Raw genomic sequence first — 23,766 nt, 5'->3', positions numbered from 1 at the left:
TTAACAAATTTAAATTTAAAAATTGGAAAAAGTTTAAGGCTTTCTCACAACTATCAGCGCGTGATCCTTTTCGTAGGGCTCTAAAGAGATTCTCTCCACGACTTCGAAATATTCACTGAGCTCCTTCTCAACCTCTCTGAAAACTTCCTCTGGCTCCTTTGTGACGTCTATGCTCCTGCTTTTGATAGCAATCATCCCGTAGCCGCCGCTCTTGAGGTAAGCCCTTGCGTTGTCTATGAGTATTTTTGCTTGAGTTGGCTGGGCTACGTCCTCAAAGATCACATCGACTTTTGTAACCAACGCCCTGTACTCTTCAGGCTTTGTGGCATCGCCCAAAATGGGCACTATGTTTCTTCTCTCTTCCACAAGGGGAACTAACTCTCTGAGAACTCTTGGGGAGAACTCGATACCAAATATTTTTCCTTCCCAGCCAATTATGTCACTTACGTGTGAAGCCGTTGTACCGCTTGCTATTCCGAGGTATAGCACGTTGGTTCCGGGCTTTATTGGGAAGTTTTTGAGACCATTTAGGATTGCTGCGGCAAGTTTTGACCTGTTTGGGTTCCATATCCTGTACTCTTCTCCTTCCCATTTTACAGTTCTCTCACCATAAACCTTCTGACCGGGCACTAGGTTTTTAGTCGCTATCCTCTCGCTCCCATCATCCTCGATGACGATATAAACGCCAGGGAATTTGTGCTTTTTAACGTTCATTTATCTCACCTCCTCCTGCTCCTCTCTTTGCCTTTCTTTTTCTTTTCTTTTCCTTTAAACTTCTTTCCTTTTTCCTTCTTTTTGAATCTTTTCTTTTTCTTCTCTTTCTTGGGCTTCTCCTTGCGCTTTGGTGGGTTGGGGTATTTTTCCTTGATCTCCTTAATTCTCGCTTCAATCTCTTTCTTAAGCTCCTCCGCTATGTATTCTCCTGAGAAATAATCAACTCTAGCAGCTATTGCCAATTTTCCAGCCAGCGCTCTTGCAATTTTACCCCTTTGCCACCATGGGGACTTGTTGATAGCTGGATACTGATAGATTACACCGTGCTTTGGTGGCTTTGCACCGCTCCTTAAGTGTCTGAAGAGGGCTTTCTCTGCACCAAGAACTTGAATTGTTGAGGCTGGCATCATCGCCAATTCCTTTAACCCTCCAGCGAGGCTTATCAGCCTAGCGGCGAGCTTTGCCCCTACCAATGCCTTTAAGTTTGGAGCAACGTCGTCCATTGCTTTATCTATATAGTCCTCAATCTCACTTCTCAGCCTATACAAATCGTCAATTTCTTTTGCTAGGTCTTGGATAACCTTAATGTCTTTTTCATCCATCCATGCTCCCATAGTTTTCTCCTTGGCCTCGAGAACTTTTGCTATCTTGTTTTCGCTCAACCCAAGGGATTCCAAGTTCTCTTTTGTAACGTTCTCTCTGTGTCCAATGCTCTTAACAAAACTTACATACTGTGGGTGTTTGGGCAAAAGCTCATCAACCTCTGGGAAGTGAAGCGAATACCACTCCCTTAGTCTAGAGACGAGAAGGTTTATGACCTTGTCAATGTCATCCAAGGCCTCTATTGCCTGGATTATCATTTTATCTCTTGCACCACTCTGCTCCTGTATCCGAATTCTAGTTAAAGCCACTCCCACCGTGAAGTATCTCTCGAACCATTCTTCTCCCAAAAACTCCTCTGGGTTTTCTCTTAGTCTCTCCCCGGCCAAGTTAGGGAATTCAAATTCGGATTCAAATCCAAGCTCTCTTACGTTTCTGCTCAGCTCTGGGTGTTCAAACACAAAACTTGAGTACCCTTTCTCTTTCAATTCTTCTAAAAGGACATTGAGGTCTTCTGTGACCTCTCCCTTTAAGAGCTTGTCCAGTGCAATCTCTGGTTTTTCCGTGAAAATTCTTTTTCCTATTAGGTTGCCTTCTTCATCAAAGGCGTAAATGCCTTGCACATTTTCGCTTATGTATGCTTTCATGAGCATCACCTTTTTTATTCTTTGTTGAAGAAGTATAAAAGAGTTGAGCTTTTAAACCTACTCCGTGGTATGCTCCTATCGCTAATTGTCGAAAAAACGTTACACATTTACCGAAAGGCTTTTATAATGTACATCCTTAACCTTCGAGAGAACACATTTAAGCTGATCTTTTGGAAAGGTGATGCCCAATGAGAAGACTGCTAAAGCCAATAAAAGATGTCGGAATTGTTGGTTATGGTGCCTATGTGCCAATGTACAGAATTAAAAACGAAGAAATTGGAAGAGTTTGGGGAGTGGACAAATTCCCTATCCAAGAAAAGTCCGTAAACAATTTGGATGAGGATGCCATAACCATAGGAATTGAAGCGGCAAGAAATGCCCTCAAAAGAGCTCAAATAGATCCAAGAGAAATCAGAGCGATGTGGTTTGGGACTGAGTCAAAGCCCTATGCGGTTAAACCTTCCGCAACCGTTATTGCCGAGGCAATTGGGGCAACTCCAGATTTAGATGCCGCGGACTTTGAATTTGCATGTAAAGCTGGAACTGAAGCCTTACAAGCTGCTATTGGTTTTGTTGGAAGCGGAATGGCAAAATATGCCATGGCAATTGGAGCAGACACCGCTCAAGGAAGGCCTGGGGACCATTTAGAATTCACAGCAGCAGCTGGAGGAGCCGCTTATATCGTTGGGGAGAAGAGCTCAGAAACCGTTGCTTATTTTGAGGGGAGCTATTCCTACGTAACCGATACCCCAGATTTCTGGAGAAGGCAACACGAACATTATCCAAGGCATGGGAATAGATTTACTGGAGAACCCGCTTATTTCCACCAAATAATAAGCGCCGCGAAAGGTTTAATGGAAGAGCTGGGCTATTCGCCAAGTGATTTTGACTACGCTGTTTTCCACCAGCCAAACGTTAAGTTTCCGATAACAGCCGCAAAGATTCTCGGAATCCCAAAAGAAAAAGTTCTTCCGGGACTGTTAAGTGGAATAATAGGAAACACATACAGCGGTGCTACGTTAGTTGGCATTTCAGCGGTTTTGGACATAGCAAAGCCGGGAGACAGGATTCTCTGGGTAAGTTTTGGAAGCGGTGCGGGTAGCGATGCATTCAGCTTAGTGGTGCAGGATGCAATTGAAGAAAAGAGAGACCTAGCGCCAAAGACCATGGATTACGTAAACAGGAAGAAGTACATTGATTATGCCCTCTACGCAAAGCACAGAGGTAAGTACATCATGTGAGGTGGTTAAAATGAGAAAGCCGGTTATCATTGGTGTGGGATTGACTCCGGTTGGAGAGCACTGGAAGCTGAGCCTTAGAGATTTAGCCGTTGAAGCTTTGCTCAATGCCATGGAAGATGCGGGCGTTGATAAGGTGGATTCACTTTATGTTGGCAACATGGCTTCTGGTTCATTCGTTGAACAGGAGAACCTTGGGGCATTAATAGCTGATTGGGCAGGTCTTGGTAACATTCCAGCAGTTAAAGTTGAGGCAGCGTGTGCAAGCGGTGGAGCCGCGGTTCAGGAAGGAGTAAAAGCAGTTATGAGCGGTCTTGAAGATGTTGTTGCTGTTGTAGGCGTTGAGAAGATGACCGATGCCTGGCCAAGCGACGCTACGAGATATCTTGCCTATGCGGCAGATGCAGAGTGGGAGCTTTTCCATGGTGTGAGCTTTGTAGCGCTAAATGCACTTGCCATGAGGCTCTACATGAAGGAATATGGATACACCGAGGAAGATTTAGCTCTCTTCGCAGTTAACGCTCACACAAATGGTGCCAAAAACCCATATGCAATGTTCAAAAAGCAGATAACAGTTGAAACCGTTATGAAGAGCCCATATGTAGCTGACCCGCTGAAGCTCTTTGATGCTTCCCCGATAGCTGATGGAGCCGCTGCAGTGATAATAACCACTGAGGAGAAGGCCAAGGAGTTCGTGGACAAGGCGAAGATGGTCGAGGTTGCGGGAATGGGAAGGGCAATTGACACAATAAACCTCGCAAACAGAAAGGAGTTCTTGTTCCTCAGAGCGGCGAAGGTTGCTGCAGAAAGGGCATATAAGATGGCCGGTATTGAAGTTAAAGACATAGACTTCTTTGAGGTTCACGATGCCTTTACCGTGATGGCAGCCTTAAGCCTAGAGTCAATAGGCGTCGCTGAGAGAGGAAAAGGCGCAATGCTTGCAAAAGAAGGGCAGATAGCAATAGATGGCGACTACCCAATTCAAACACTCGGTGGACTAAAAGCTAGAGGACACCCTGTGGGAGCTACGGGAGTTTATCAAACCGTAGAAGCAGTGTGGCAGCTTAGGGGAGAAGCTCCAAACCAAGTGCCTGATGCAGAGATTGGGTTAACTCAAAACATAGGTGGAACGGGTTCAAACATAACTGTGACCATATTAAGGAGGGTTTAAAATGGGGAGGCCGATGCAAGTTTCTAGATATTGGAGACACTTTAAAGAGAAATATCGCCTTATTGGTGGCAAATGTAAGGATTGTGGTCATGTTCACTTTCCAAAGAGGCCTGTTTGCCCAGAATGTGGAAGCCAAGAAATTGAAGAGTTCCAGTTCAGCGGGAAGGGCAAAGTGGTAAGCTGGACTATAGTGAGAAACCCGCCAAGCGGTTACGAGTACTACAAGCCGTATCCCATAGCCCTAATTCAGCTCGAAGAGGGGCCGGTGATTTTGGCCCAGCTCACAGATGTTGACCCAGAAGAAATCGACTTTGGCATGGAAGTAGAAATGGTCACGAGAAAGGTTAGGGAGTTCGAAGAGGACGGAATAATCCTCTACGGCTACAAGTTCAGACCTCCGATAAAATGACTTTCTTTTGTCTTTTTTAATTCCTAAAGTAAAAAAAGAGAAAAACTTAGAGAAGATAACCTAAACCAGCGGCAAGCACGATCCCTAAACCTCCCAAGCCTCCAAGTATTATTCTTTCTATTTTGTTTAGTTCTTTTTGGAGATATCCAACGATACCTGCTCCTAGAAGTACTGTGCCAACTACAGCAAGCGAGAACGAGAGTATGGTCATGCTATAGTTGCCTTCAAACAGAAGTGATGGATTATATAAGGCTAAGAACGGAGCTATGAATCCCATTATACCAAGCTTGACAGCATGCGCCCCGATTTTTCTTGGATCTCCTCCAGAGATTGAGGCTGCGGCATATACTGCCAGAGCAACTGGATATGTAATGTTGGAGAGTATTGCATAATAAAAGACAAAAAAGTGTGACGCTAGTGGGAGGAATCCTAATCTTGTCAAAGCAGGAACTGCTATTGCTGCTACGACTACATAAGCGGCAGTTGTTGGAAGACCCATTCCCATAATTACTCCAATTATTGCCACAAAGATAGCTGCAATGATACCAATACCTGCTGAGAGGTCAACAATTCCACCGACAATTTTGAATCCAACTCCCGTAAGGTTTATTGCTCCAACTACAACACCGGCAGATGCACATGCTGCTGCCACGGGAATTGCTTTAATTGCACCATCTGAGAGGGCCTTAATAAAATCATTCAGTGACAATCTAGTGTCTTTGGAAATAAAAGCTACTGCTATTGTAGCAAATATTCCAATTACTGCAGCATACTGGGGAGTTCTGAATATCAAAGTATAAATTAGCACAACTATTGGGGTCAGAAGGTATAATTTCTTGATGACTTCCTCTTTTGGAGGAATAGCCTCATCTGGAACAACTCCTAGGTTGTCCTTTACTGATTTAAAATGGACAATGACATAAACACCTAGGTAATACAATAATGCAGGGAGTATTGCCGCTTTAACTACTCTCAAATATGGGATTCCAAGTAATGAAGCCATTATAAATGCTCCTGCTCCCATGATTGGAGGCATTATTTGGCCTCCGGAGGAGGCAACAGCTTCGACAGCTCCGGCGAAATCTTTAGGAAATCCAACTTTTTTCATCATTGGTATGGTAAAACTACCTGTTCCATATACATTGGCAACCGCACTGCCCGAGAGCATTCCCATAATTCCACTCGAGATAACCGCTACCTTTGCAGGGCCCCCCTTTCTCTTGCCGGCTATTAAAATAACAAGCTTCATAAAGTAATCTCCAATTCCAGAGACTTCTAAAAACGCAGCAAATATCAGGAAAAGTATTACATAAGTAGCAGAAACTCCAACAGGTATACTTAGAATACCCTCAGTTGTTAAGTACATTGTTTCTAAAACTTCTTCTAGCGTAGCGGATCCTCCCCTTAAAGCTCCTGGGAGTGAGGATGCTATTAAGGGATATATCAAAAATATTGTTGCAAGAACTGCTAGTGTTATCCCCACAGTTCTTCTGGTAGCTTCTATTACTAAAACAATAAACAAAATTCCCAGTATTTTCTCTATTGGAAGGAGGGGAGTAACTCCCCATGTTCTGCTAATAACCCAGTCAAAATTAACAACCATATATAAGCCAGGTAGCAAAGCTAAAATTGCCAGTACAATATCGTATATTGGGATTTTATCTTTTGGTGCATTTTTATGGGCCGGATATAATAAGAATGCCAATGGCAAAAGAAACATCAAATGGATACTTCTTTGAAGCATCGAGTGAATGGTACCAAAAATACCAGTGTATATGTGAAAGAGAGATGCTATCACAGCATAGCCGATAATTATGTATTTAATCTTCCCTTTAATCTCTCTCATTGGTGTCACCTCCTTTTACTCTGAACTTATAAAAAGTTAAGTAAGAAAATTTAAATATAGAAAAAAGCCTATGTAACTCAGCTTATAGCTCCAATCTCCTTATAATATTTTTCTGCTCCTGGGTGAAGTGGAAAGCCTGTGTTTTTAGCCGCTTCTGAGGCATCTAGCTCTCCTAATGCTTTTATAGATTTGGCTAGTTCATCTTTGTTTTCAAAATATAGCTTTGTTATTTGATACACCAAATCTTCTGGAAGATCTTTTCTTACTATAAGTACAGTATAAGTTCCAATCGTTGGCACGGGCTCTTTTATAGATTTATAAACACCAGGTTCAAAAGTAAAGGTAACTGTTCCATATGTATCTGCCATTTTCTTTCTTACTTCTTCAGATATTGGGAGAATGTATATTTCTTTTTGAGCCTCGATTTGCATAATGACTGTACTTGGCATTGAAAGTGTAAATGCAAAAGCATCAATGTTTCCATTTATGAGTTGGTTAGCTCCATCAGAGTATGAGGCCCAAACAACTTCACCGCCCCAGCTCTTGATGTCATCATAGGTAACTCCATATCCTGTTTCTAGGAGAGCCTTAAGCGTAAACTCTGAGAGAGTTCCTGGTTTAAGAGAAGCCAATCTAATTGGGACTTTCTTTTTGAAAATATCGTCAACACTCTTGATACCATATTTGTCTGCAAAGTCCTTACTTATTATGAAGTAAAACCATTGCCTATAAAGGTTTGCAATTGCAGCGACATTATCTATCTTTTTCTCAAAAGGCGGATCTCCTCTCATTGCAGGCATTCCTAAAACAGCCCCTGTAAGACCTAAATCCCCCTTTCCATCGTTGAGGTTTATAATGTTACTGACTCCCCCACCAGTTCTTGTGGTGGTGGGAACCAAGTTCTTTGAAATTAATTCTGCAAAGACTCCACCAATTTGCTCCCATGTTCCTCCAGGAGCACCATGAAGGAATCTTAGGGTGGATGGCCATTCACTTTTAGGCTGTTCACTACTCGAAGGTTGCTCTGTTGATGTCTGTTTTCCACCTATACACCCGGCTGCAAACGCGGAGGCTACTAAAATTCCCAGAATTAATACACTACCAACAAGTTTGGCTAGTTTTGGTTTCATTAGAACACCTCCTATGGGATATAATTCATTGAAAGTTTAACAGAATGATATATAAGGTTTTTTATGTTTTGATCAAATGATTTGAATGTTATGTATTATGGAAATCATTTTCATAATATCCAAAAAGGAAAAAAATACTAGAAGTTTATGGACGGTGCCATTATTTATTATACCTTAAACCCATTTTTTCTCCAATTTTTTTGTAACTTTCAGACAGCTCACGCTTAGGTTTTAGTTCAAACATCCAAGGATATCCCCACCCATGTTCTTCCAGATATTTAAGGGCTTTTACGAGGGGTTCTAACATCTCTATAGGTGCGGAAAATATTATTTCATTGTACTGTGTCATTGCAATGCGTCTGTCTCCTCTACAAGGAGAAGCAACTACGCATTGTTTATTCTGCAATACAGGAACAACGGCATAGACACATGCAGCATGACCACCTAATCTGCAAGTGATATCCTCCCCATCAAGGCAATTCTTTGCTATTAGAAGTTGGGTTAACTGGGAAGGATCGCAGTAAATAACAAACAAATTAGGCTTAAAACTACATTTTGTTAAGGGAGCGGAAATTATCCCAATATATTTTCCAGCTTCTAAGCGAGGAAACAAATTAGCCCACTTTCTAGCGGCTTCGCGAGTCATTATAGAATTTGGGTATCTGTTTTCTCCGTTAAGAAACTCCTGCGGTGGCTCTGCTAGCCCATACCCTACAATTGGCTCAAAACACCACATGTCTTCCTTTAACATAGCAATAGTTTTTCCACCCCACCGCGACATTGCAAAAGCTTGGCAAAGATCTAAATGGTGACCCATATCTTTTAACGGTCTTATCGCATTTGGTGGAATCTCTCCTTCAGTTTTTAGCATTTTAATAGCTAATGGCGAGGTACGCAAACGTAAAATTTCCATAATATCCTTCGCATTATTATGGATGGTTTCTAATTCCATATATAAACACCTCAAATGTAATATCTGCAGATATTCCAATAAAGGTTTCTTTAACTTCATGAACTTGCTATTAAGTACTATAATATAATCAAGACTTTCTTTTAGTCCTTAATATAGTTTTCTTGTGAGCTATTGAATTTGAAAAAACTTTTGAGTGGAATTTACCTAATTGATGCTTGTCTAAAAGAGAAATTCACGAAGAGACTGTTGTATTTCACTGATTTTAACCCTTTTAGTAGGGGTTCTTATGGTGGATTTTTTATTGATTGTTGTTTCATTTTAGGTCTTTTACCATTCTTATCCATATGCCGCTCTTTCCAGCTATTTTGAAACCGAGCTTTTTGTAGAATTCAATTGCTTTGGTGTTCTTTTCTCCAACCCACAGCTCTATTCTGTCGTTGTATTTGCTCAGATACTCCAGACACTTTTCCATGAGCTTTTTGCCAACGCTTTTTCCCTGGTAGCCCTTGTCAATTACAAACTCGTGTATGGCCCCTACCACCCTGTCCTCGTATCTGCTGTGCCAGTCGTTGTCGCATACTATAAACCCAACTATCCTATCACCATCTTTTGCCACAAAGAAGCCATCGCTGGCTTTGTTCCAGCACCACCGGAGGTACCTTTTAGCGTAGCTCTCTCCCTCTCCGCCGTATTCCCTCAAGCCCTCGTAGCCCCTCATGTAAATTCCTACAAGGGTCTCGAGTGTTTCTTGGTCCATTTTCTTTAGTTTCTCCACTTTGATTTCATCCGCCATATTTATCGGTGTTATGTTATCAGATGGGTTTATAAAATCTAATCCTAAAACTCAGAGTAGAGAGCGCTGAAGGTGATCTTAATGGCAAAAGCCAAACCGAGGATTTGTGAAATCTGTGGGGCAGAGATTAGAGGACAGGGGCATACAATAAAAATAGAGGGTGCAGAGCTCTTGGTTTGTAACAGGTGTTATCAAAAGTACGGTAGGAAAAAACCCGGAACATGGAGCCCAATGCCCACTGGAAGAGAGCCGAGGAGAACTTACACGCCGAGACCAAAGCCAAAACCAGCCCCAAGGAGGCAAAGGCCGCTTTACACGGAGGATATTGTTGAGGATTATGCAGAGAGGGTTAGGGAGGCTATTCAAAAAAGCGGTTTGAGCTATGAAGAACTTTCCCACAAAGTGGGCCTTTCTACCAACCTCCTTAGGAGAATAGCCCATGGGGAGTACATGCCGACCATAGAGGAGGCAAAAAAGCTCGAAAGATACTTTAGGATAACCCTAATTGAAAGAGTAGAGGAGAACGTGCAGGAAAAGGTTACAATTCCAAAGGACTACGAGCCGACCCTTGGAGACGTTGCGAATATAAGAATCAAGAAGAAGAAAAAGAAGTGATTACTCCTCGCTTTCTTCTCCCTTTCTGGATTTCTTAGGAGGATAAAACCCCTTCAGCACTTCAAAAGTCCCCCACATTTTGAGGAGCTCCCTATGAACGGGTGAATCCGGAGGGATAACTATTATGTGTGCTGGGGGGTGAATTTCCCTTAATCTGCCTATTGCCTTTGAAGGAGGCAGATCTATCTGTGCTACAACATGGGCGCGGTACTTCTTCTTGGGCTTTTCTCCCACAAGTTTCTCAAATGCCCAATCGGAGAGGGCTGGAGGTATTATCCTTGGCTTTCCCCTTATCTCCATCCCGGCATACCTAACGAGGTCTGCCAGCGCTATTAGTGCTTTGTCGAAGTTGTCTGTCCTTATCAAAACCATCGTGTTTAGCATATTCTCACCGAGAAGAAGTAAGCTGGTGGGTATTTAAAGAATGTGGTAAAAGAAAATAAAGAAGTCAAGAGACTGCTCCCACGGCAGCATCGGCTTGTACTAATCCTGAACCTACAGCATCGTCTCCCCATGTTATGGTCTCATATTGCCCCGTGAATGGGTCAATGACTGAAGCGGTGTACCAGTCTATTGGCATTGCTGTGCTTTCGAGGATATATTCAACATCTGCTTGAGTTAAGTCGATGCTTCCGTCTTCCATATCCTTTTGGAGCATCAATGCCACTATTCCGCTCACGTGTGGAGTTGCCATGCTCGTTCCACCGAGGTAGTAGTACTGGCCAGGAACTCCCTGCGCCCAGTATGGTGGGTGTGCGGCACCATAAGCAAGGTAAGGTCCAACTACCCAGCTTCCTGGAGCTAGGACGTCAAGATCCTGCCCTTCTTTTTCTCTTCCACTGAAGTCGGTTACGTAAACCTGTTCGTAGAGATCTTCTGGAACATCAGCGGTTCTCCACCATGCTGGTGCCGTCCACTCTCCAACCCATCCTGCAGCCCCAACCGAGATCACTGGCTCGTAAGCTCCTGGGTAGTCCATTCCAGCTTCTCCGTCGTTTCCTGCAGCGGCAACTATAAAGACACCCTCGCTTATAGCATAGTCTATAGCATATTTTTCAATTGGGCTTAGAGAAGGCCCTCCGAGGCTCATGCTTATGACTATTGGGTTAATTTCATCATATGGTGGGAGTACTTTACCGCCAGTTGCCACTTCCTCTTTGTAGAGATCCGCGATGTACATTATTCCCGCGGCTATGTCCGTGCTCCAGCCGAACCCGTAGTTGCTAAGGACTTTAACGGGGATTACCCTTGCATCGGGCGCTACCCCACTCACTCTGTATGCTCCATAGACCCAGAAGCCTATTATTGTGCTGGTTACGTGTGTTCCGTGACTGTTGGTGTCAGCTTCCCATGCATTGGGGTTGTAGTGGGCGGTTAATGCATTTGCCGCTAGGAATGCTCTGGCAAACTCAGTGGCTATCTTATCCTCTTCGAAGTAGTCCCTCCAGTTGGGAACTAAACCTGTGTCAAGGACAGCCACGTAAACGCCTTCACCTGTGTAGTTCTCGTGCACCGTCGGGACGTTTATCATATCGAGGTTCCATGTGTATATCCCTCCGGGACCTGAACTTGGCAGGGCCTCAACGTCTTCACTAGTCACGTGGACTTGAACATCTTCTCCCACGCTCTTTACGAACTTGAGTCTTGAAATTCTCTTAAGGTCTCTATCCTTTGCAATGCCTGCAACAAAGCCTATCTCATCAAAGACATACAAAACGTTCATTCCGTTGGCTTTTAATTCGTCGAGAACTTCTTGAGTTATTGGGCCATCTATCTGGACAAAAATGCGTTTTGGAGCACTGTTACTTACTGCAGATACCGGCATCAGGCTTACTAACAAGGCAAAAACTAGTACTCCAACAAGCAGTTTTCTCTCCATTAACTTCCCTCCGACATATCTTTGTCATATATCTTAGCGTTGTTTATGTATATAAATATTCCCCATTGAGTGGAAAAATTTTTTAATGAACAAAAATTCTACAATCGAGAGAGAAATATAGTACAACGTAAAATGCCCAAATGGAGTAGAGGGTAAGAAAAATTTATAAGCAAAGCTTGGAGAGATATGAGTGGCTGCTAGGGCGGGCCCGTGGTCTAGCCTGGTTATGACGTCGCCCTCACACGGCGAAGGTCCGGGGTTCGAATCCCCGCGGGCCCACCATAACATTGATTTTTAGAAAACTTTTTCTGTTCTTGAAAGTTCATTAAGGTTGTTTTTAATCTTCGTTAGAACTAAGAACTTAAAAGGTATAAGTTATAACAAAAAATTAAGAAAAGAAGCCCCAATCACCAGTTGGGGATGAACTCGTAGTCGATTCCCGGGTTAACGTCATGTGCGTTCCAGGGTGCCATCGGCGGTGTGAAGTAAAAGCTGGTCACCGCGGTGTGCTTGAGGTAAACCACAAAGTCCTCAAGTTCCTCTCCGGTATCTGCGCTCACGAACTCGTGAATGTGGACGTAGCCGTGGTCCTTGAGCCATGTCTCCCTCTCGGGACTGAGCTGCTCTGGCGGGACGTCTATTATGCCATCAACCTTGTAGAGGAGAATTCCATAGGGGTCATACATTGCCCAGAATGGCATTCCCATACCCGTGTTGTAATGTAAACCGATTACTCTTCTCGGGCCGGTCTGGAGCCAGTAGTGTCCTGGGACATCCTGCTTATATGGTTCGTATGGATCAGGTATGGACATCCCCTTGTAGTAGTAGCCTTGCCCGTCAATCATGACGAGATCGCCATGCTCAAACGCTTGGGGAACATTATCTACTGTAGGGTTCGCAAATGCGAAAGAAGCTACAAAAAACATAAACATTCCAAAGAAAGCTATAAGTTTTCTCAATTTCTCCACCTCCATGTTATGTGTTAAATTATGCTTTGATTAATATAAAATTCTTTGTTTACATAATGAGAACAATGTTGACAAAAATTTTGTATATAGAAAATGGAGTAAACCCAAAAACATTATAACTTCTTTTAGATTATTATCTATTGGCTAAGATCATTATCTACAGTCTGGTGTTGAAGATGGAATACATCATAGAAACCAAAGATCTCACAAAGTTTTTCGGAAAAAGAAATATAATTTATCATTTGAACCTTAAAGTTCCTAAAGGAGTTGTCTATGGCTTTTTGGGACCCAATGGTGCCGGTAAAACCACCACTATTAAAATGCTCACGGCAGCGTTAAGGCCTACATATGGAGAAATTAGAATTTTTAACCTTGAGATGCCCCAAAATAGAGTTGAAATAATGAAAAATGTTGGTTATATGCCAGAACTCCCAATAGCCTATGATGATATGACGATCTTTGACTTTCTGACTTATATGGGCAGGCTCTCCGGCTTAAAAAAGGAAGAAGCGAGAGAACAAGCGAAGAAGCTCATGAAGTACGTTGGGGTTGGTAGGTTGGCATTGAACAAAATAAAGGAGCTCTCCTCGGGACAGAAGCAGAGAGTTTCTTTTGCTTCAGCCCTAATTGGTGATCCGGAACTTTTAATACTGGACGAGCCCACGGCAAACCTTGACCCTCTGGGAAGAATAGAGTTCATAGGGAAAATCCTCTCCCTTGCAAAGGAGGAGAAAACTATTTTCGTAAGCTCACACATAGTGAGCGAAGTTGAGAAGATGTGCAACTACGTGGGGCTAATCAACCAAGGTCGCTTAATAGCCCAGGGGAAGATAAGTGAGCTGACGGAGATAGAGGAGAACGATTACGATGTTTCCACTTCGGACAACAAGACAGCAATTGAGTTCCTAAAGGAAAAGCCATACGTTAGGGAAGTATGGGAGGAGGAGAACATAATTAGGGTTAAAGTGGATCCTAGGTTTCTTGATGAGTTTTTCCTGCAGTTCCCGAAGTATTTAACCTCCCAGGGCATTCGCTTAAAGCTCTTCAGACCCCACACAAGTCCGCTTGAGAGAATTCTTATGGAAAAGTTCAGCATAGGTGACGAAAGTGATTAGCGTTCTATATCAAAACGAGGTTTACAGGCTTTTAAAATCAAGGCGTCTTAAGGTAATGCTGGCGTTGATGCTTCTTCCCGTGATAGTCTACTTTTTCACCCACGAGGAGATAACTGAATACAGTGCAAAAGCCCTGGAGATTTCATTCCAGATAAACGTTTCTCAGTTTTTAATAAACTTCTGGGCGAGTGTGATTGGCCAGCTGGTCGTTATAATTGTCATGAGCGATTTGCTTGCAAGTGAAATTGACAGGGGCACGATAAGGCTTCTCCTTGTAAAGCCGATAAAGAAGAGTGAGATAGTCTTTGGCAAGTTCTTTTCTGGAATTACTGCCGTACTCATGATTTTTGGCATTCCCTACTTTGTGATGCAGGTTTACATGGTTCTCCTCTACAAGTCTGGCTTTGAGGGGTTTAGGGCAACTTTTGATGACTTCCTGTTTGCCCTTGGGGTTACAGTTCTCGTTCTTGGAAGCCTTGGAGCGGTTTCGATGCTCCTCTCGGTAGTTCTTTCAAGACCTCTCTATGCATCTCTTGCAAGCTTTGGACTGGTGTTTACTGCCCAGTTCATACTTCCACAGTTGCCTTTCTTTGACAACCCAGAGCGCTTTAACCTGAGCTATCAGATAGGGGTCTTGCTAAAGAGGGGCTTTACGCTCCACACTGGATTGGACACCTACAAAGGAGATCCAACTATGAGTGCTCTGTTTTTCATTTGTGTTATCCTGCTGGGCCTTATTTTTACTCTCGTGGGATTATACAGGAAGGAGTATGAGGGATGAGCCATGAGGAAAGTCTTACCACTTTTCGTGCTTCTCCTCTTTGCCGGAAATGCTCTTGCCCTATCGGTTGAGCTGGGAATAGATGAGGTTTTGATAGTTGATAACACCGCCGTAACCTTTGATGTGTCCCAAAACAATCCAAGCCTGGTTTTTCTATTGCTAGAGAGTGAAAACACAAGCCTAATCAAAGGGCTGCACTTTGGCGAGAGTGTTTTCTTTGAGGGAGTGAACTACACTGTTGGGAGCTTAGATTTGAATACGCTTACCCTCAAGCTTCATTTGAGCGGTAACTACTCTAGCGTTGAAGTTCTGAAAAAGAGGGACTTCAGTGTGTCCCTCGTGGATTCCTTTGATGCTTATGTGAAGGTGAAGGTTGAGAATACAGGTTACTACGAAATCAACGACACTCTGGTGGTTCTTGCTCAAGGGATGGAGATAGCGGAGCAGCCTATTGTCCTCAAACCCGGAGAAAGCTTAACTTTGAAGGTTTCCCCCTCATATAATCAGCTAACCTTCATGCTGAAGGAGGCTAAACTCTCAAAAACAATGACGATAGTCTCTCTTGAAGAACTCGTAACGATTGAGCGCATCTGGAAGGATGAAAAGCTTCACGTCCTTCTGAGAAACCATGGGGATCCCGTTAACGTCACCGTTAAGCTTCTGGTTAGCGGAATGACCTTTGACAAGAAGGAGGTCTATCTTAACTTAAAGGAAGAGAGGGAAGTGGTCTTTGACACGGATGCAACTCAAGGCACAATCTTGATTGACTATGGCGTAGTAAAGCAGGAGAGCTTCTACTTCGAAATGCCGAGGATATCTCTTGTGAGAGCAGAGAAAGGGAAAGACAGGCTAAAGATATGGCTGAGGAACGATGGAAAAGTTGCGTTCTCGGGAAGGGTATCTATCTACCAGAACTCCGTTATCGTAGGGGAGCCTTACTTTGCGGATGTTACAATAAAACCTAACGAAGAGGTTTATCTTGAGTTTAAAGTACCGGAAGATGCTCAAATTTTGACCGTTGGGGTCTCTTCAAGCTCCTACTCCGCAACTTTCCCCATTTCATTAAGGGCAGGGCTGAGCGCAAAAGCGGTCAATTCTTACGCCAAGGGCATACTTGGAGGAAGCGTGAGCTATGTTATAACTGTTGTTGGCAACGGAAAGGTGCACTTTGGCATTAGAGGTCTGCCGGATTCTATAAAGGGCTACTTCTACTATGGTGACACTCAAGTTAAGGAGCTCGACGTGGTCCAAAATGCCCAGGTAACGCTAGTTTTAAAGCTTCCAAGCCTACCGCAGGGTTTCATGCTCAATAAGCCCATCAACTTCAGCGTGATAGTTAACGACATCGAGATTCCCTTAAAGCTGGAGGTCAGTGGAATGGGGATACTCCCGGTTTACGGCGACAACTGGCTTGCCAAGGTCAATTATACAAGTGAACACCACCATGTAGGCTTGCCCTATAGGGTAATGGGGAACGAGATAACACCTCCTTTTGCCTTTGAGCCATGGGACGGAGAGAAGATTGCCATCCTCTATGGGAGGTACATACGGCAAGGAAAAGACCTTAGAATTCATCTCCTAGACCTTTCGGGAAAGATCATAGCATCCTCGACGCAAGAGAGGGGGAGAAGCGACTACATAGTGTTCAATGAGAGCGAGTTTATGATAATGGTTGAAGGAGAAGGCTACTTCGAGGGAGTTCTACTAGTGTCGGATTATCTCAACGAGCTGAGGAACGTTACTTTCGAGCTTAGGAGAAGGGAATTCGGCGAAGGACTGAGAACTTTCATAATAAATGCCACTCCTCTCAGAGGTCAGAAGCTGAAGTTTTCCCTTTCCTCAGATAAGGATGTGGAGCTGAGGGTGTATTACTTTACCCTAAACAACGAAAAAGAAAACTTCGATCCCTTATCAACGAACTTCAAGGGGACCTTTAAGGAGAAGGGAAAGGTTATTGACGGAGAAGTCGGCGTAAGGAGCTATGAGGACTTCATAGCTCTAGCAGTGATTGGGGAAGGTAATGTCACGCTAAACTTTGAAAAAGCAGGCAGAGGGGCAGAAGTTAGTGAATTGAAGTCAAGGGAGGTATATCTTATAATTGGGGCACTTTTGATACTCCTTGCTGTTGTGGTATATTTAGAAAAGAAAATAGGATAAATCAGAAGATGAGTGGGGCTCTGTATTCGCCCCAAACCTCCCTTAGAACATCAGTGACTTCGCCGAGGGTTGCCAAGTGCTTGTGTGCCTCAATGATGTAGGGCATTAGGTTTTCATCTTCGGTCTCTGCAGCCTTCCTGAGTTTGTCAAGGGCCTCTTCAACCTTCTTGTTGTCTCTTGTGCTTCTCAGCTTCTTTAGCCTCTCTATTTGTTTGTCCCTAATGCTTGGATCTACCTTGAGAATTTCAACCTCTATTGGCTCGTCAACGACAAACTCGTTTACTCCGACTATGATGCGCTTCTTTTCCTCAATCTCTTTCTGGTATTTGTAGGCTGAGTCTGCAATCTCCTTCTGGATGTAGCCCCTCTCAATGGCCTTCATCATGCCTCCCATGGCCTCGATCTTTTCGATGTACTTCATAGCCTCTTCCTCTATGTGGTCTGTAAGCCATTCGATGTAGTAGCTTCCTCCGAGGGGATCTATTGTATCAACGACGCCGCTTTCGTAAGCTATGATCTGCTGTGTCCTCAAGGCTATTCTAACGCTCTTCTCGGTTGGAAGGCTTAAAGCCTCGTCGTATGAGTTGGTGTGCAGGGATTGGGTTCCTCCAAGAACCGCTGCAAGGGCTTGGATAGCAACTCTTACTATGTTGTTCTCAGGCTGCTGGGCAGTCAAAGTTGAACCAGCCGTTTGCGTGTGGAACCTTAGGAGCATTGATCTTGGGTTTTTGGCGTTGAACTTCTCTTTCATAATCTTTGCCCAAAGTCTTCTTGCGGCTCTGAATTTGGCTATCTCCTCAAGGAAGTTGTTGTGGGCGTTGAAGAAGAAGCTCAATCTTGGAGCGAACTTGTCAACATCCATGCCCCTTGCTATCACCGCTTTGACGTACTCAATACCATCCGCTAGTGTGAAAGCAACCTCTTGAACCGCATTTGCCCCGGCTTCTCTGATGTGGTAACCGCTTATGCTTATCGAGTTCCACTTTGGAACGTTTTCGGCACAGTACATTATAATATCGGTTGTTAGTCTCATGGAGGGCTGGGGTGGGAAGATGTAGGTACCTCTTGCTATGTACTCCTTAAGAATATCGTTTTGGACTGTACCCCTGAGCTGTTCCTGGGGAACACCCTGCTTTTGACCAACTAAAATATACATGGCCAAAAGATTGGCAGCTGTGGCGTTAATTGTCATTGATGTGGAGACCTTATCAAGAGGAATTCCATCGAAAAGAATCTCCATGTCCCAAAGAGAATCAATGGCAACACCTACTTTTCCAACTTCTCCCTCAGCCATTGGGTGATCGGAATCGTAGCCAAGTTGGGTTGGCAAATCAAAGGCAACACTCAAACCGGTCTGCCCTTGCTCGAGAAGGTATTTGTAGCGCTTGTTTGACTCTTCAGCGGTTGCGTAACCGGCATATTGCCTCATTGTCCAGAGTCTTCCTCTATACATTGTAGCGTAAACTCCTCTGGTGAACGGATATTGACCGGGGAAGTTTAGCTTCTCCAAATAGTCCCAGTTCTCGAGGTCTGCAGGTGTGTAGACCCTCTTAATTTCAAAGCCGTCGTCTGTCATGAACTTCTCCTTTCTTTCAGGTCTTTTTTGAATGAATGGTTTTACGGTTTTTTCTTCCCATTCCTGCTCGGCCTTCTTAATCTCCTCAATTTTCTTTTTATCGAAAGTCATTAACACCACCGTAAAGGGATATGTTTTAAGCCTATAAAAATCTTTTACATATTCAAAGGTCTCACTTTCTATTGGACATTTTATCCAGCTTTCAAAAAAGAGAAAAGAAGATTACATCTTCCACTTGGGATTGTCCTTGACGACAACCTTTCCGTTTTCTTCAACCACTATCTTAGAAAAGCCTTTTTCGGCGATTGTTCCATAGTCATGGCCCGCATCTGCCGGGTACAGTGCGAGGAAGATAAACGGCTTATCCCCGGTGTTTATAGTTCTGTGAGCCCAGTATGGAGGAACGTAAACTATAGTGCCTGGCTCCATCTCGATAAACCTTGCCTCTCCCTCGGGTGTTTGAAGCAGCATACCGCCCTTGCCTTTAAGGGCAAAATAGACCTCTGCTCTGTCTATTTTTGAATGGTAGTGACCTTTGGTCATGAAGAACTCATTTCCCACTTTGCCGGGGTAGAGAACAGTAGTTGCAAAGTTGAGGTCGCCCTCTTTTTCTTCCTGCTCTATTGCATAGACCTCGTAAACCACTGGATCTCCCTCTTCCACCATTTTCTTCCAAGCTTCCTCATCAATGAAGTAGCCTTTCATGTCGCTGAGCCTTCTGACGCTTTTCTTTGCGTTCTCAATGATCCCGGTTTCAAAATCGAGCTTAACACCGAAGGGTTCTTTATACTTCATTTTTTCACCCCCGTTAGACGATTGGACTTGTTGTATTTTAATCTTTCCCTCCTGTATCACCAAGAGTGAAACTAAAGGAGGGACTGGAGAAGGAATGCTACTCCTATAGCCACTCCCCAGTAGCCGGGATTCCACCTTAAAACCTTATAGCCATCCAAAGGAGGAATCGGTAGAAGGTTAAAGAATGCCAGCCAGAGATTTATGAAGGCCGTATAGTACAGAGAAGCCCACAAAATACCGGAAAATTTTCCAAATAGCAGTAAAATGAGTGCAAACACTCCCACCAATATGTTCGTTACAGGCCCAGCAAGGCTTATCTTTCCGTAAATCTCTCTATCCTCCCAGCCTGCATAGAGAGAGTAAACTTGAACGGCCCCCACTGCTGCGAAAATGAACCTAAGGCCTAGGAGCTTGTTTAGTATCCCCAAGAGCAAAGCCAGCATGATCCCTGTGTCCCATCTTCTATAAACTGCGTAGTATCCATACTTCCTTGCAACCTGTCGATGGGCGATTTCGTGGAATACAAACGCCGTAAATATTCCAAGGGCAACATAGGGAATTAATCTGAGCTCAAATCGGGAAAAAACAAGGGTAAGAACAATGAAAGATATAGCTAAGTCTTCGAGCTCCTGTTTCCTAAAGCCAAGTGCCATTGCTCATCTACCTCTAATCTCGATTTTCTTGCCAAGTACAAGCTCTGCTGCCTTTACAGCGCTTCCTCCACTCCCCACGGCCATCCTGACCTGATCCTTGGGAACATAAACGATCACTTTGTCTCCCTCGTATTCAATGTCGAGAATATCAACTTTAAGCATGCGCTTCAGTTCTTCCCTCATTTCCAACCCCAAGAAAAATTTGGACGAGGGGAATATAAAGTTTAAGGGAGTCAAGGGATATTGAATCATTAAGTTTTAGTTTATATAGTTAGTCTGCAACATACTTCACACTTATTTTAGGACTTTTAGAATCTTCAAAAGGATTTTTAAAAAGCTCTATGATTATCTCTGCAGTATTTTGTAATGCATCACTTAGTTCATTTAGTCGTGGGGTAATGACAATAACATCTTTCCCTACCTTTTTAGCTTCAATTACAAGAGGTAAAAAATGAGCATCTCTAATTGCCAATGCCAAGATATCTATTTTTGAATCATAAATAATTTTCATAGCTTCTACAGCAACAGCTACATCTACTCTTCCATTAACAATGACTGGTTCTAAACCTGACTCAAGGATAGTTTCTATTAGTTTGGGATTTATGTTGTGACTAAGAACAACTTTTCCTATAGTAATTTTTCCAAAGCTTAGTAGACTTGATGAGATGTCTTTTATCTTGACATTGAATCTTTTCAAAAGAACATTAGGACCATTTACGATCAATCCAATTCGTGGAACTTTTTCCCTCATAGTTGAGTTCCTCCTATTTACTGTTTCATCTCTTATTCTTAGTGATGGTAGTATGATTCTAGAGATGATATCTAAGATCATGGTTTTTTATTTTGTAAAAATTCTTTATACCGTCGATATGCATAAATATGTCTCCTCCTAGTTTTTCTGTCATACTGCCAATAAAATGTCCTAACGTCTTCTTCAGTAATTTCTAGTAAGTTTCCAATATTTTTTGAGATATTAATGAGTGGCTTGATGATTCTATACCTCAAGGCATAGCTATAGTATTGACTCAAATATTGTTCAAATTCTTTAAGATATGGGATATACTGTTCAGCATTTTCTTTTTTGGCCCATAAATATTTTCTAGTACTTGCTGCAACTTTGTTTTCCATGTTATTCCCCCTAATTAAACTCTATCTGGGACCAGGAACCATAAAATCTTTGCAGAGACATCCGAAGCATTTTCAGTATAGTGAGGAGTACCAGGTCTGTTATACATAAAATCACCTGCTTTAAGATATGTTGTCTTTTTAGGTGTTCCAAATATAACCTCTCCATCTATTATGTACGCAAATTCATGAAAGTTTTCGTGTACACTGAATCCTGTTTCTGGTAACCGAGTGTTTGGGGTTAGTAATAATATTCCAATCTGAATATGATCATTCTTGAAAATTTCGAGTGCTTCATTTTTGGCAGCATCCCATATCTCGTTTAAATGATGTACTTCATAACTCATTGATATCACCCGCCATATGTATCCATTAATGCTCTTTAAAAGGCTTTTGTGCATAATTTTGTCATATGATGATGTACAAATTTTGACGCAATATTAAGCAATATTCTTTAATGAAACGTTAAATAATGCAAAAATTTAACTAAAAAAGTTTAAATATTTACTATCTACTGTTATAGTTTGAATGCCATAATGGTGTACTCTTCAAGGGGTGAAATGCCATGTATAGATTGGGAGTTGACATTGGAGGGGCGTTTACAGATCTAGTCGCTTATGACGACGAAACTGGAGATTTTGTATGGGTAAAAGGCGAAACAACACCAAAAAATCCGGCAGAAGGGGTTCTTAATACAGTTGAAAAGAGCAAACTAGATATGTCAAAAGTAAGCATGGTATTACATGGTCAGACCCTTGTGATAAACTCAATTATAACTCGTAGTGGAGCTAAGGTTGGTCTTTTCACTACAAAGGGACATAGAGATGTTTTAATTCTCCAAAGAGCAAATAGAAGAGATATTTACAACTTCAGATACAAAAAACCTGAACCGTTCGTTCCTAGACGTCTTACTGTAGAAGTCAGAGAAAGAATTGGCGGAGGTGGGGGTGTTATAGAACCTCTTCACCCAGAAGATGTCAGACAAGGTCTCGAAAAGCTTCTGAAAGAAGGGGTTGAATCCATATGTATCAGCTTCTTAAACTCCTACGCAAATCCAACTCATGAAATAGAGGCTAAAAAAATAATTCAAGAAGAGTTGGAGAAAAAAGGATTTGACATACCAATAACAACTTCTCACGAGATAACAAGAGAGTGGTATGAATACGAGAGAACTAACACTGCAGTTTTAAACGCATTCGTAAAACCTAAAATGAGAGCATATCTGAACATCCTTGAGAGAGCAATAAGGGACATGGGCTTCAAAGGAGCTTTCTATTCAATGCTATCAAACGGGGGAATGGCTTCTTTTGATTTCGTAAAAGAATATCCAATCTACGCTGTTGAGTCAGGACCAATTGCAGGAGTTATAGGGGGGATAGCAATAGCAGAACTTGTTGGGGAAAAGAACGTAATAGTGCTTGATGGAGGTAGTACAACAACCAAAGCTAGCCTTGTAGAGAATTTAACTCCAAAAGTGCACAGTGAATATCATGTGGGAAGAGACAGATTTAACCCAGGTTATCCAGTAAAAGTTCCTGTTATTGAGATTGAAGAAGTAGGTAATGGTGGAACCAGTATTGCATGGATAGATGCAGTTGGAAATCTGAGAGTCGGGCCAAAGGCCATGGGAGCTGATCCAGGACCAGCTTGTTATGGAAAAGGTGGAGATCAACCGACTGTAACCGATGCATATGTTATAAATGGTTTGATCAATCCGAACTACCTCCTTGGGGGAGAGATGAGAATATATAGGGATCTAGCAATCGAGGTAGTAAAAGAAAAGATAGCTGATCACTTTAATGTTTCTGTAGAAGAAGCAGCAGAGGGAATAATCAAAATAGCTAACGAAAATGCTGCAAATGCAATAAGAATTATCTCTGTACAGAAGGGTTATGATCCTAGAGACTTCACTTTAATTGCTCATGGTGGTTCAGGGCCTATGTTCGCTCCATTTATTGCTCAAGACTTAGAAATTAACAAAATAGTGATCCCCGCGATACCACCAGGAGTTTTCTCTGCTTGGGGAATGCTCTTGACGGATATAAGGCATGATGTTCTTGTTACCCACGTAGTTGAAGTTAATTCCAAAAACTTAGAAGACATAAAAGACCTATTTTCAAATGCCGACGAAAGACTACTTAATGTTTTTGAAAAAGAGGAAGGTATTCTAAGAGAAGAAGTAATAAGTTTCCATTACGCTGATATGAGATATAAGGGACAGGAGCATACCGTAAAAGTCCCAGTACACACTACAGATTTGTCAGAAGAAGGTCTGAACTCGTTAATTGAAAGATTCCATCAGTATCATGAGAGGGCTTATGATTTTAGACTTCCGCAAAGCCCAGTCCAAATAGTTAACTTCCACAGTGTGGGAGTTGTGAAAGTTAAGAGACCCAAGATTTACGAAAACTTAGTTGAAGGGCACCCAGAAGATGCTATCAAAGAAGATAGAAAAGTTTTCATCAATGGAGATTATTCAGTACTTCCAGTTTTTGACAGACAAAAAATCCCAACAGGTGTAACGATAGGAGGACCGGCAATTTTGGAGGATCCAACTTCAACTGTCCTTGTTTTGGACTTCCAGGAGTTTGTGAAAGACAAATATGGCAACATTATAATTACAAGTAGAAGGGGGTGAAAA

Annotated in this window: 24 protein-coding genes and 1 tRNA gene; 9 read left to right on the top strand and 16 right to left on the bottom strand. The window is 42.7% G+C overall.

Annotated elements, in window-relative coordinates; genetic code table 11:
* Nucleotides 1-33: 33 nt before the first annotated feature.
* Together ACZ5NL_RS01755 and ACZ5NL_RS01750 are read right to left on the bottom strand one after the other, a co-directional pair.
* Nucleotides 34-714, bottom strand: coding sequence for a fibrillarin-like rRNA/tRNA 2'-O-methyltransferase (locus ACZ5NL_RS01755; protein WP_464842631.1), 681 nt, complete (start codon nucleotides 712-714; stop codon nucleotides 34-36).
* Nucleotides 715-719: 5 nt separating this feature from the next.
* Nucleotides 720-1,961 carry a C/D box methylation guide ribonucleoprotein complex aNOP56 subunit gene (locus ACZ5NL_RS01750; RefSeq protein ID WP_464842629.1) on the bottom strand — a complete coding sequence of 414 codons (1,242 nt, stop codon included), beginning with the start codon at nucleotides 1,959-1,961 and terminating at the stop codon, nucleotides 720-722.
* A gap of 188 nt (nucleotides 1,962-2,149) precedes the next feature.
* On the opposite strand from ACZ5NL_RS01750, the gene ACZ5NL_RS01745 reads away from it, so the two are divergent.
* The 3 genes from ACZ5NL_RS01745 to ACZ5NL_RS01735 are packed head-to-tail and all read left to right on the top strand — an operon-like array spanning nucleotide 2,150 to nucleotide 4,779.
* Nucleotides 2,150-3,202 (top strand): hydroxymethylglutaryl-CoA synthase, encoded by a 1,053-nt coding sequence (locus tag ACZ5NL_RS01745; RefSeq protein WP_464842628.1) that lies wholly within the window; start codon nucleotides 2,150-2,152, stop codon nucleotides 3,200-3,202.
* A gap of 10 nt (nucleotides 3,203-3,212) precedes the next feature.
* Complete coding sequence (locus ACZ5NL_RS01740; protein ID WP_464842626.1) at nucleotides 3,213-4,370, top strand: thiolase domain-containing protein; 1,158 nt, start codon at nucleotides 3,213-3,215, stop codon at nucleotides 4,368-4,370.
* 1 nt (nucleotide 4,371) lies between these two features.
* On the top strand, nucleotides 4,372-4,779 hold the full coding sequence (locus ACZ5NL_RS01735) for a Zn-ribbon domain-containing OB-fold protein (RefSeq protein ID WP_464842624.1): 408 nt from the start codon (nucleotides 4,372-4,374) through the stop codon (nucleotides 4,777-4,779).
* A gap of 46 nt (nucleotides 4,780-4,825) precedes the next feature.
* On the opposite strand, the gene ACZ5NL_RS01730 is transcribed toward ACZ5NL_RS01735, so the two are convergent.
* The 4 genes from ACZ5NL_RS01730 to ACZ5NL_RS01715 all read right to left on the bottom strand — a co-directional run bounded on the left by ACZ5NL_RS01730 (nucleotide 4,826) and on the right by ACZ5NL_RS01715 (nucleotide 9,461).
* Nucleotides 4,826-6,625 carry a TRAP transporter permease gene (locus ACZ5NL_RS01730; protein WP_464842623.1) on the bottom strand — a complete coding sequence of 600 codons (1,800 nt, stop codon included), beginning with the start codon at nucleotides 6,623-6,625 and terminating at the stop codon, nucleotides 4,826-4,828.
* Nucleotides 6,626-6,702: 77 nt separating this feature from the next.
* Nucleotides 6,703-7,755, bottom strand: a complete 1,053-nt coding sequence (locus ACZ5NL_RS01725) for a TAXI family TRAP transporter solute-binding subunit (protein ID WP_464842621.1) — start codon at nucleotides 7,753-7,755, stop codon at nucleotides 6,703-6,705.
* 160 nt (nucleotides 7,756-7,915) lie between these two features.
* On the bottom strand, nucleotides 7,916-8,707 hold the full coding sequence (locus tag ACZ5NL_RS01720; RefSeq protein ID WP_464842620.1) for a DUF169 domain-containing protein: 792 nt from the start codon (nucleotides 8,705-8,707) through the stop codon (nucleotides 7,916-7,918).
* Between the two features lie 274 nt (nucleotides 8,708-8,981).
* Nucleotides 8,982-9,461 carry a GNAT family N-acetyltransferase gene (locus ACZ5NL_RS01715; protein ID WP_464842618.1) on the bottom strand — a complete coding sequence of 160 codons (480 nt, stop codon included), beginning with the start codon at nucleotides 9,459-9,461 and terminating at the stop codon, nucleotides 8,982-8,984.
* A gap of 81 nt (nucleotides 9,462-9,542) precedes the next feature.
* On the opposite strand from ACZ5NL_RS01715, the gene ACZ5NL_RS01710 reads away from it, so the two are divergent.
* Entirely contained in the window at nucleotides 9,543-10,076 is a 534-nt protein-coding gene (locus ACZ5NL_RS01710) for a multiprotein bridging factor aMBF1 (RefSeq protein WP_464842616.1), read from the top strand.
* Here ACZ5NL_RS01710 and ACZ5NL_RS01705 read toward each other — a convergent pair whose 3' ends face one another.
* Together ACZ5NL_RS01705 and ACZ5NL_RS01700 are read right to left on the bottom strand one after the other, a co-directional pair.
* Nucleotides 10,077-10,460 (bottom strand): DUF356 domain-containing protein, encoded by a 384-nt coding sequence (locus ACZ5NL_RS01705; protein ID WP_004068231.1) that lies wholly within the window; start codon nucleotides 10,458-10,460, stop codon nucleotides 10,077-10,079.
* 64 nt (nucleotides 10,461-10,524) lie between these two features.
* Complete coding sequence (locus ACZ5NL_RS01700; RefSeq protein WP_464842614.1) at nucleotides 10,525-11,955, bottom strand: S8 family serine peptidase; 1,431 nt, start codon at nucleotides 11,953-11,955, stop codon at nucleotides 10,525-10,527.
* 204 nt (nucleotides 11,956-12,159) lie between these two features.
* Here ACZ5NL_RS01700 and ACZ5NL_RS01695 point away from each other — a divergent pair.
* Nucleotides 12,160-12,237 (top strand) — tRNA-Val (locus ACZ5NL_RS01695).
* Between the two features lie 125 nt (nucleotides 12,238-12,362).
* On the opposite strand, the gene ACZ5NL_RS01690 is transcribed toward ACZ5NL_RS01695, so the two are convergent.
* The gene (locus ACZ5NL_RS01690; protein ID WP_464842612.1) at nucleotides 12,363-12,929 is read right to left on the bottom strand and encodes a hypothetical protein; all 567 of its coding nucleotides are present in this window, start codon (nucleotides 12,927-12,929) and stop codon (nucleotides 12,363-12,365) included.
* A 170-nt stretch (nucleotides 12,930-13,099) separates the two neighbouring features.
* Here ACZ5NL_RS01690 and ACZ5NL_RS01685 point away from each other — a divergent pair, with 170 nt between their 5' ends.
* Genes ACZ5NL_RS01685 through ACZ5NL_RS01675 form a run of 3 tightly spaced genes read left to right on the top strand, consistent with a single transcriptional unit; the run spans nucleotide 13,100 to nucleotide 16,976 of the window.
* A complete protein-coding gene (locus ACZ5NL_RS01685; RefSeq protein WP_464842610.1) occupies nucleotides 13,100-14,038 on the top strand; it encodes an ABC transporter ATP-binding protein in 939 nt (312 codons plus the stop codon).
* Nucleotides 14,031-14,819: an ABC transporter permease gene (locus tag ACZ5NL_RS01680; protein ID WP_464842608.1), complete on the top strand. Its 789-nt coding sequence runs from the start codon at nucleotides 14,031-14,033 to the stop codon at nucleotides 14,817-14,819. The genes ACZ5NL_RS01685 and ACZ5NL_RS01680 overlap by 8 nt, the downstream gene beginning before the upstream one ends.
* A 3-nt stretch (nucleotides 14,820-14,822) precedes the next feature.
* Nucleotides 14,823-16,976, top strand: coding sequence for a hypothetical protein (locus ACZ5NL_RS01675; RefSeq protein WP_464842607.1), 2,154 nt, complete (start codon nucleotides 14,823-14,825; stop codon nucleotides 16,974-16,976).
* Between the two features lies 1 nt (nucleotide 16,977).
* On the opposite strand, the gene ACZ5NL_RS01670 is transcribed toward ACZ5NL_RS01675, so the two are convergent.
* The 7 genes from ACZ5NL_RS01670 to ACZ5NL_RS01640 form a co-directional block, all read right to left on the bottom strand.
* The gene (locus ACZ5NL_RS01670) at nucleotides 16,978-18,663 is read right to left on the bottom strand and encodes an acyl-CoA mutase large subunit family protein (RefSeq protein WP_004067943.1); all 1,686 of its coding nucleotides are present in this window, start codon (nucleotides 18,661-18,663) and stop codon (nucleotides 16,978-16,980) included.
* Nucleotides 18,664-18,774: 111 nt separating this feature from the next.
* On the bottom strand, nucleotides 18,775-19,347 hold the full coding sequence (pgiA, locus tag ACZ5NL_RS01665; protein ID WP_087037726.1) for a glucose-6-phosphate isomerase: 573 nt from the start codon (nucleotides 19,345-19,347) through the stop codon (nucleotides 18,775-18,777).
* 71 nt (nucleotides 19,348-19,418) lie between these two features.
* Nucleotides 19,419-20,000, bottom strand: a complete 582-nt coding sequence (locus ACZ5NL_RS01660) for a site-2 protease family protein (protein WP_087037728.1) — start codon at nucleotides 19,998-20,000, stop codon at nucleotides 19,419-19,421.
* 3 nt (nucleotides 20,001-20,003) lie between these two features.
* Complete coding sequence (locus ACZ5NL_RS01655) at nucleotides 20,004-20,183, bottom strand: KH domain-containing protein (RefSeq protein WP_087037730.1); 180 nt, start codon at nucleotides 20,181-20,183, stop codon at nucleotides 20,004-20,006.
* 88 nt (nucleotides 20,184-20,271) lie between these two features.
* Nucleotides 20,272-20,832 (bottom strand): NYN domain-containing protein, encoded by a 561-nt coding sequence (locus ACZ5NL_RS01650; RefSeq protein ID WP_464842606.1) that lies wholly within the window; start codon nucleotides 20,830-20,832, stop codon nucleotides 20,272-20,274.
* Nucleotides 20,829-21,128, bottom strand: coding sequence for a hypothetical protein (locus ACZ5NL_RS01645; RefSeq protein WP_004067948.1), 300 nt, complete (start codon nucleotides 21,126-21,128; stop codon nucleotides 20,829-20,831). Before ACZ5NL_RS01645 ends, ACZ5NL_RS01650 begins: the two co-directional genes overlap by 4 nt.
* A gap of 14 nt (nucleotides 21,129-21,142) precedes the next feature.
* Entirely contained in the window at nucleotides 21,143-21,472 is a 330-nt protein-coding gene (locus ACZ5NL_RS01640; RefSeq protein WP_464842605.1) for a cupin domain-containing protein, read from the bottom strand.
* 218 nt (nucleotides 21,473-21,690) lie between these two features.
* Between ACZ5NL_RS01640 and ACZ5NL_RS01635 the strand changes: the two genes are divergently transcribed.
* A complete protein-coding gene (locus tag ACZ5NL_RS01635) occupies nucleotides 21,691-23,763 on the top strand; it encodes a hydantoinase/oxoprolinase family protein (RefSeq protein WP_464842603.1) in 2,073 nt (690 codons plus the stop codon).
* Nucleotides 23,764-23,766 lie beyond the last annotated feature (3 nt).

This window comes from Thermococcus aegaeus (assembly GCF_055393685.1).
The sequence above is the reverse complement of the archived record's forward strand: the minus strand, read 5'-3'. Positions and strand labels throughout refer to the sequence as shown.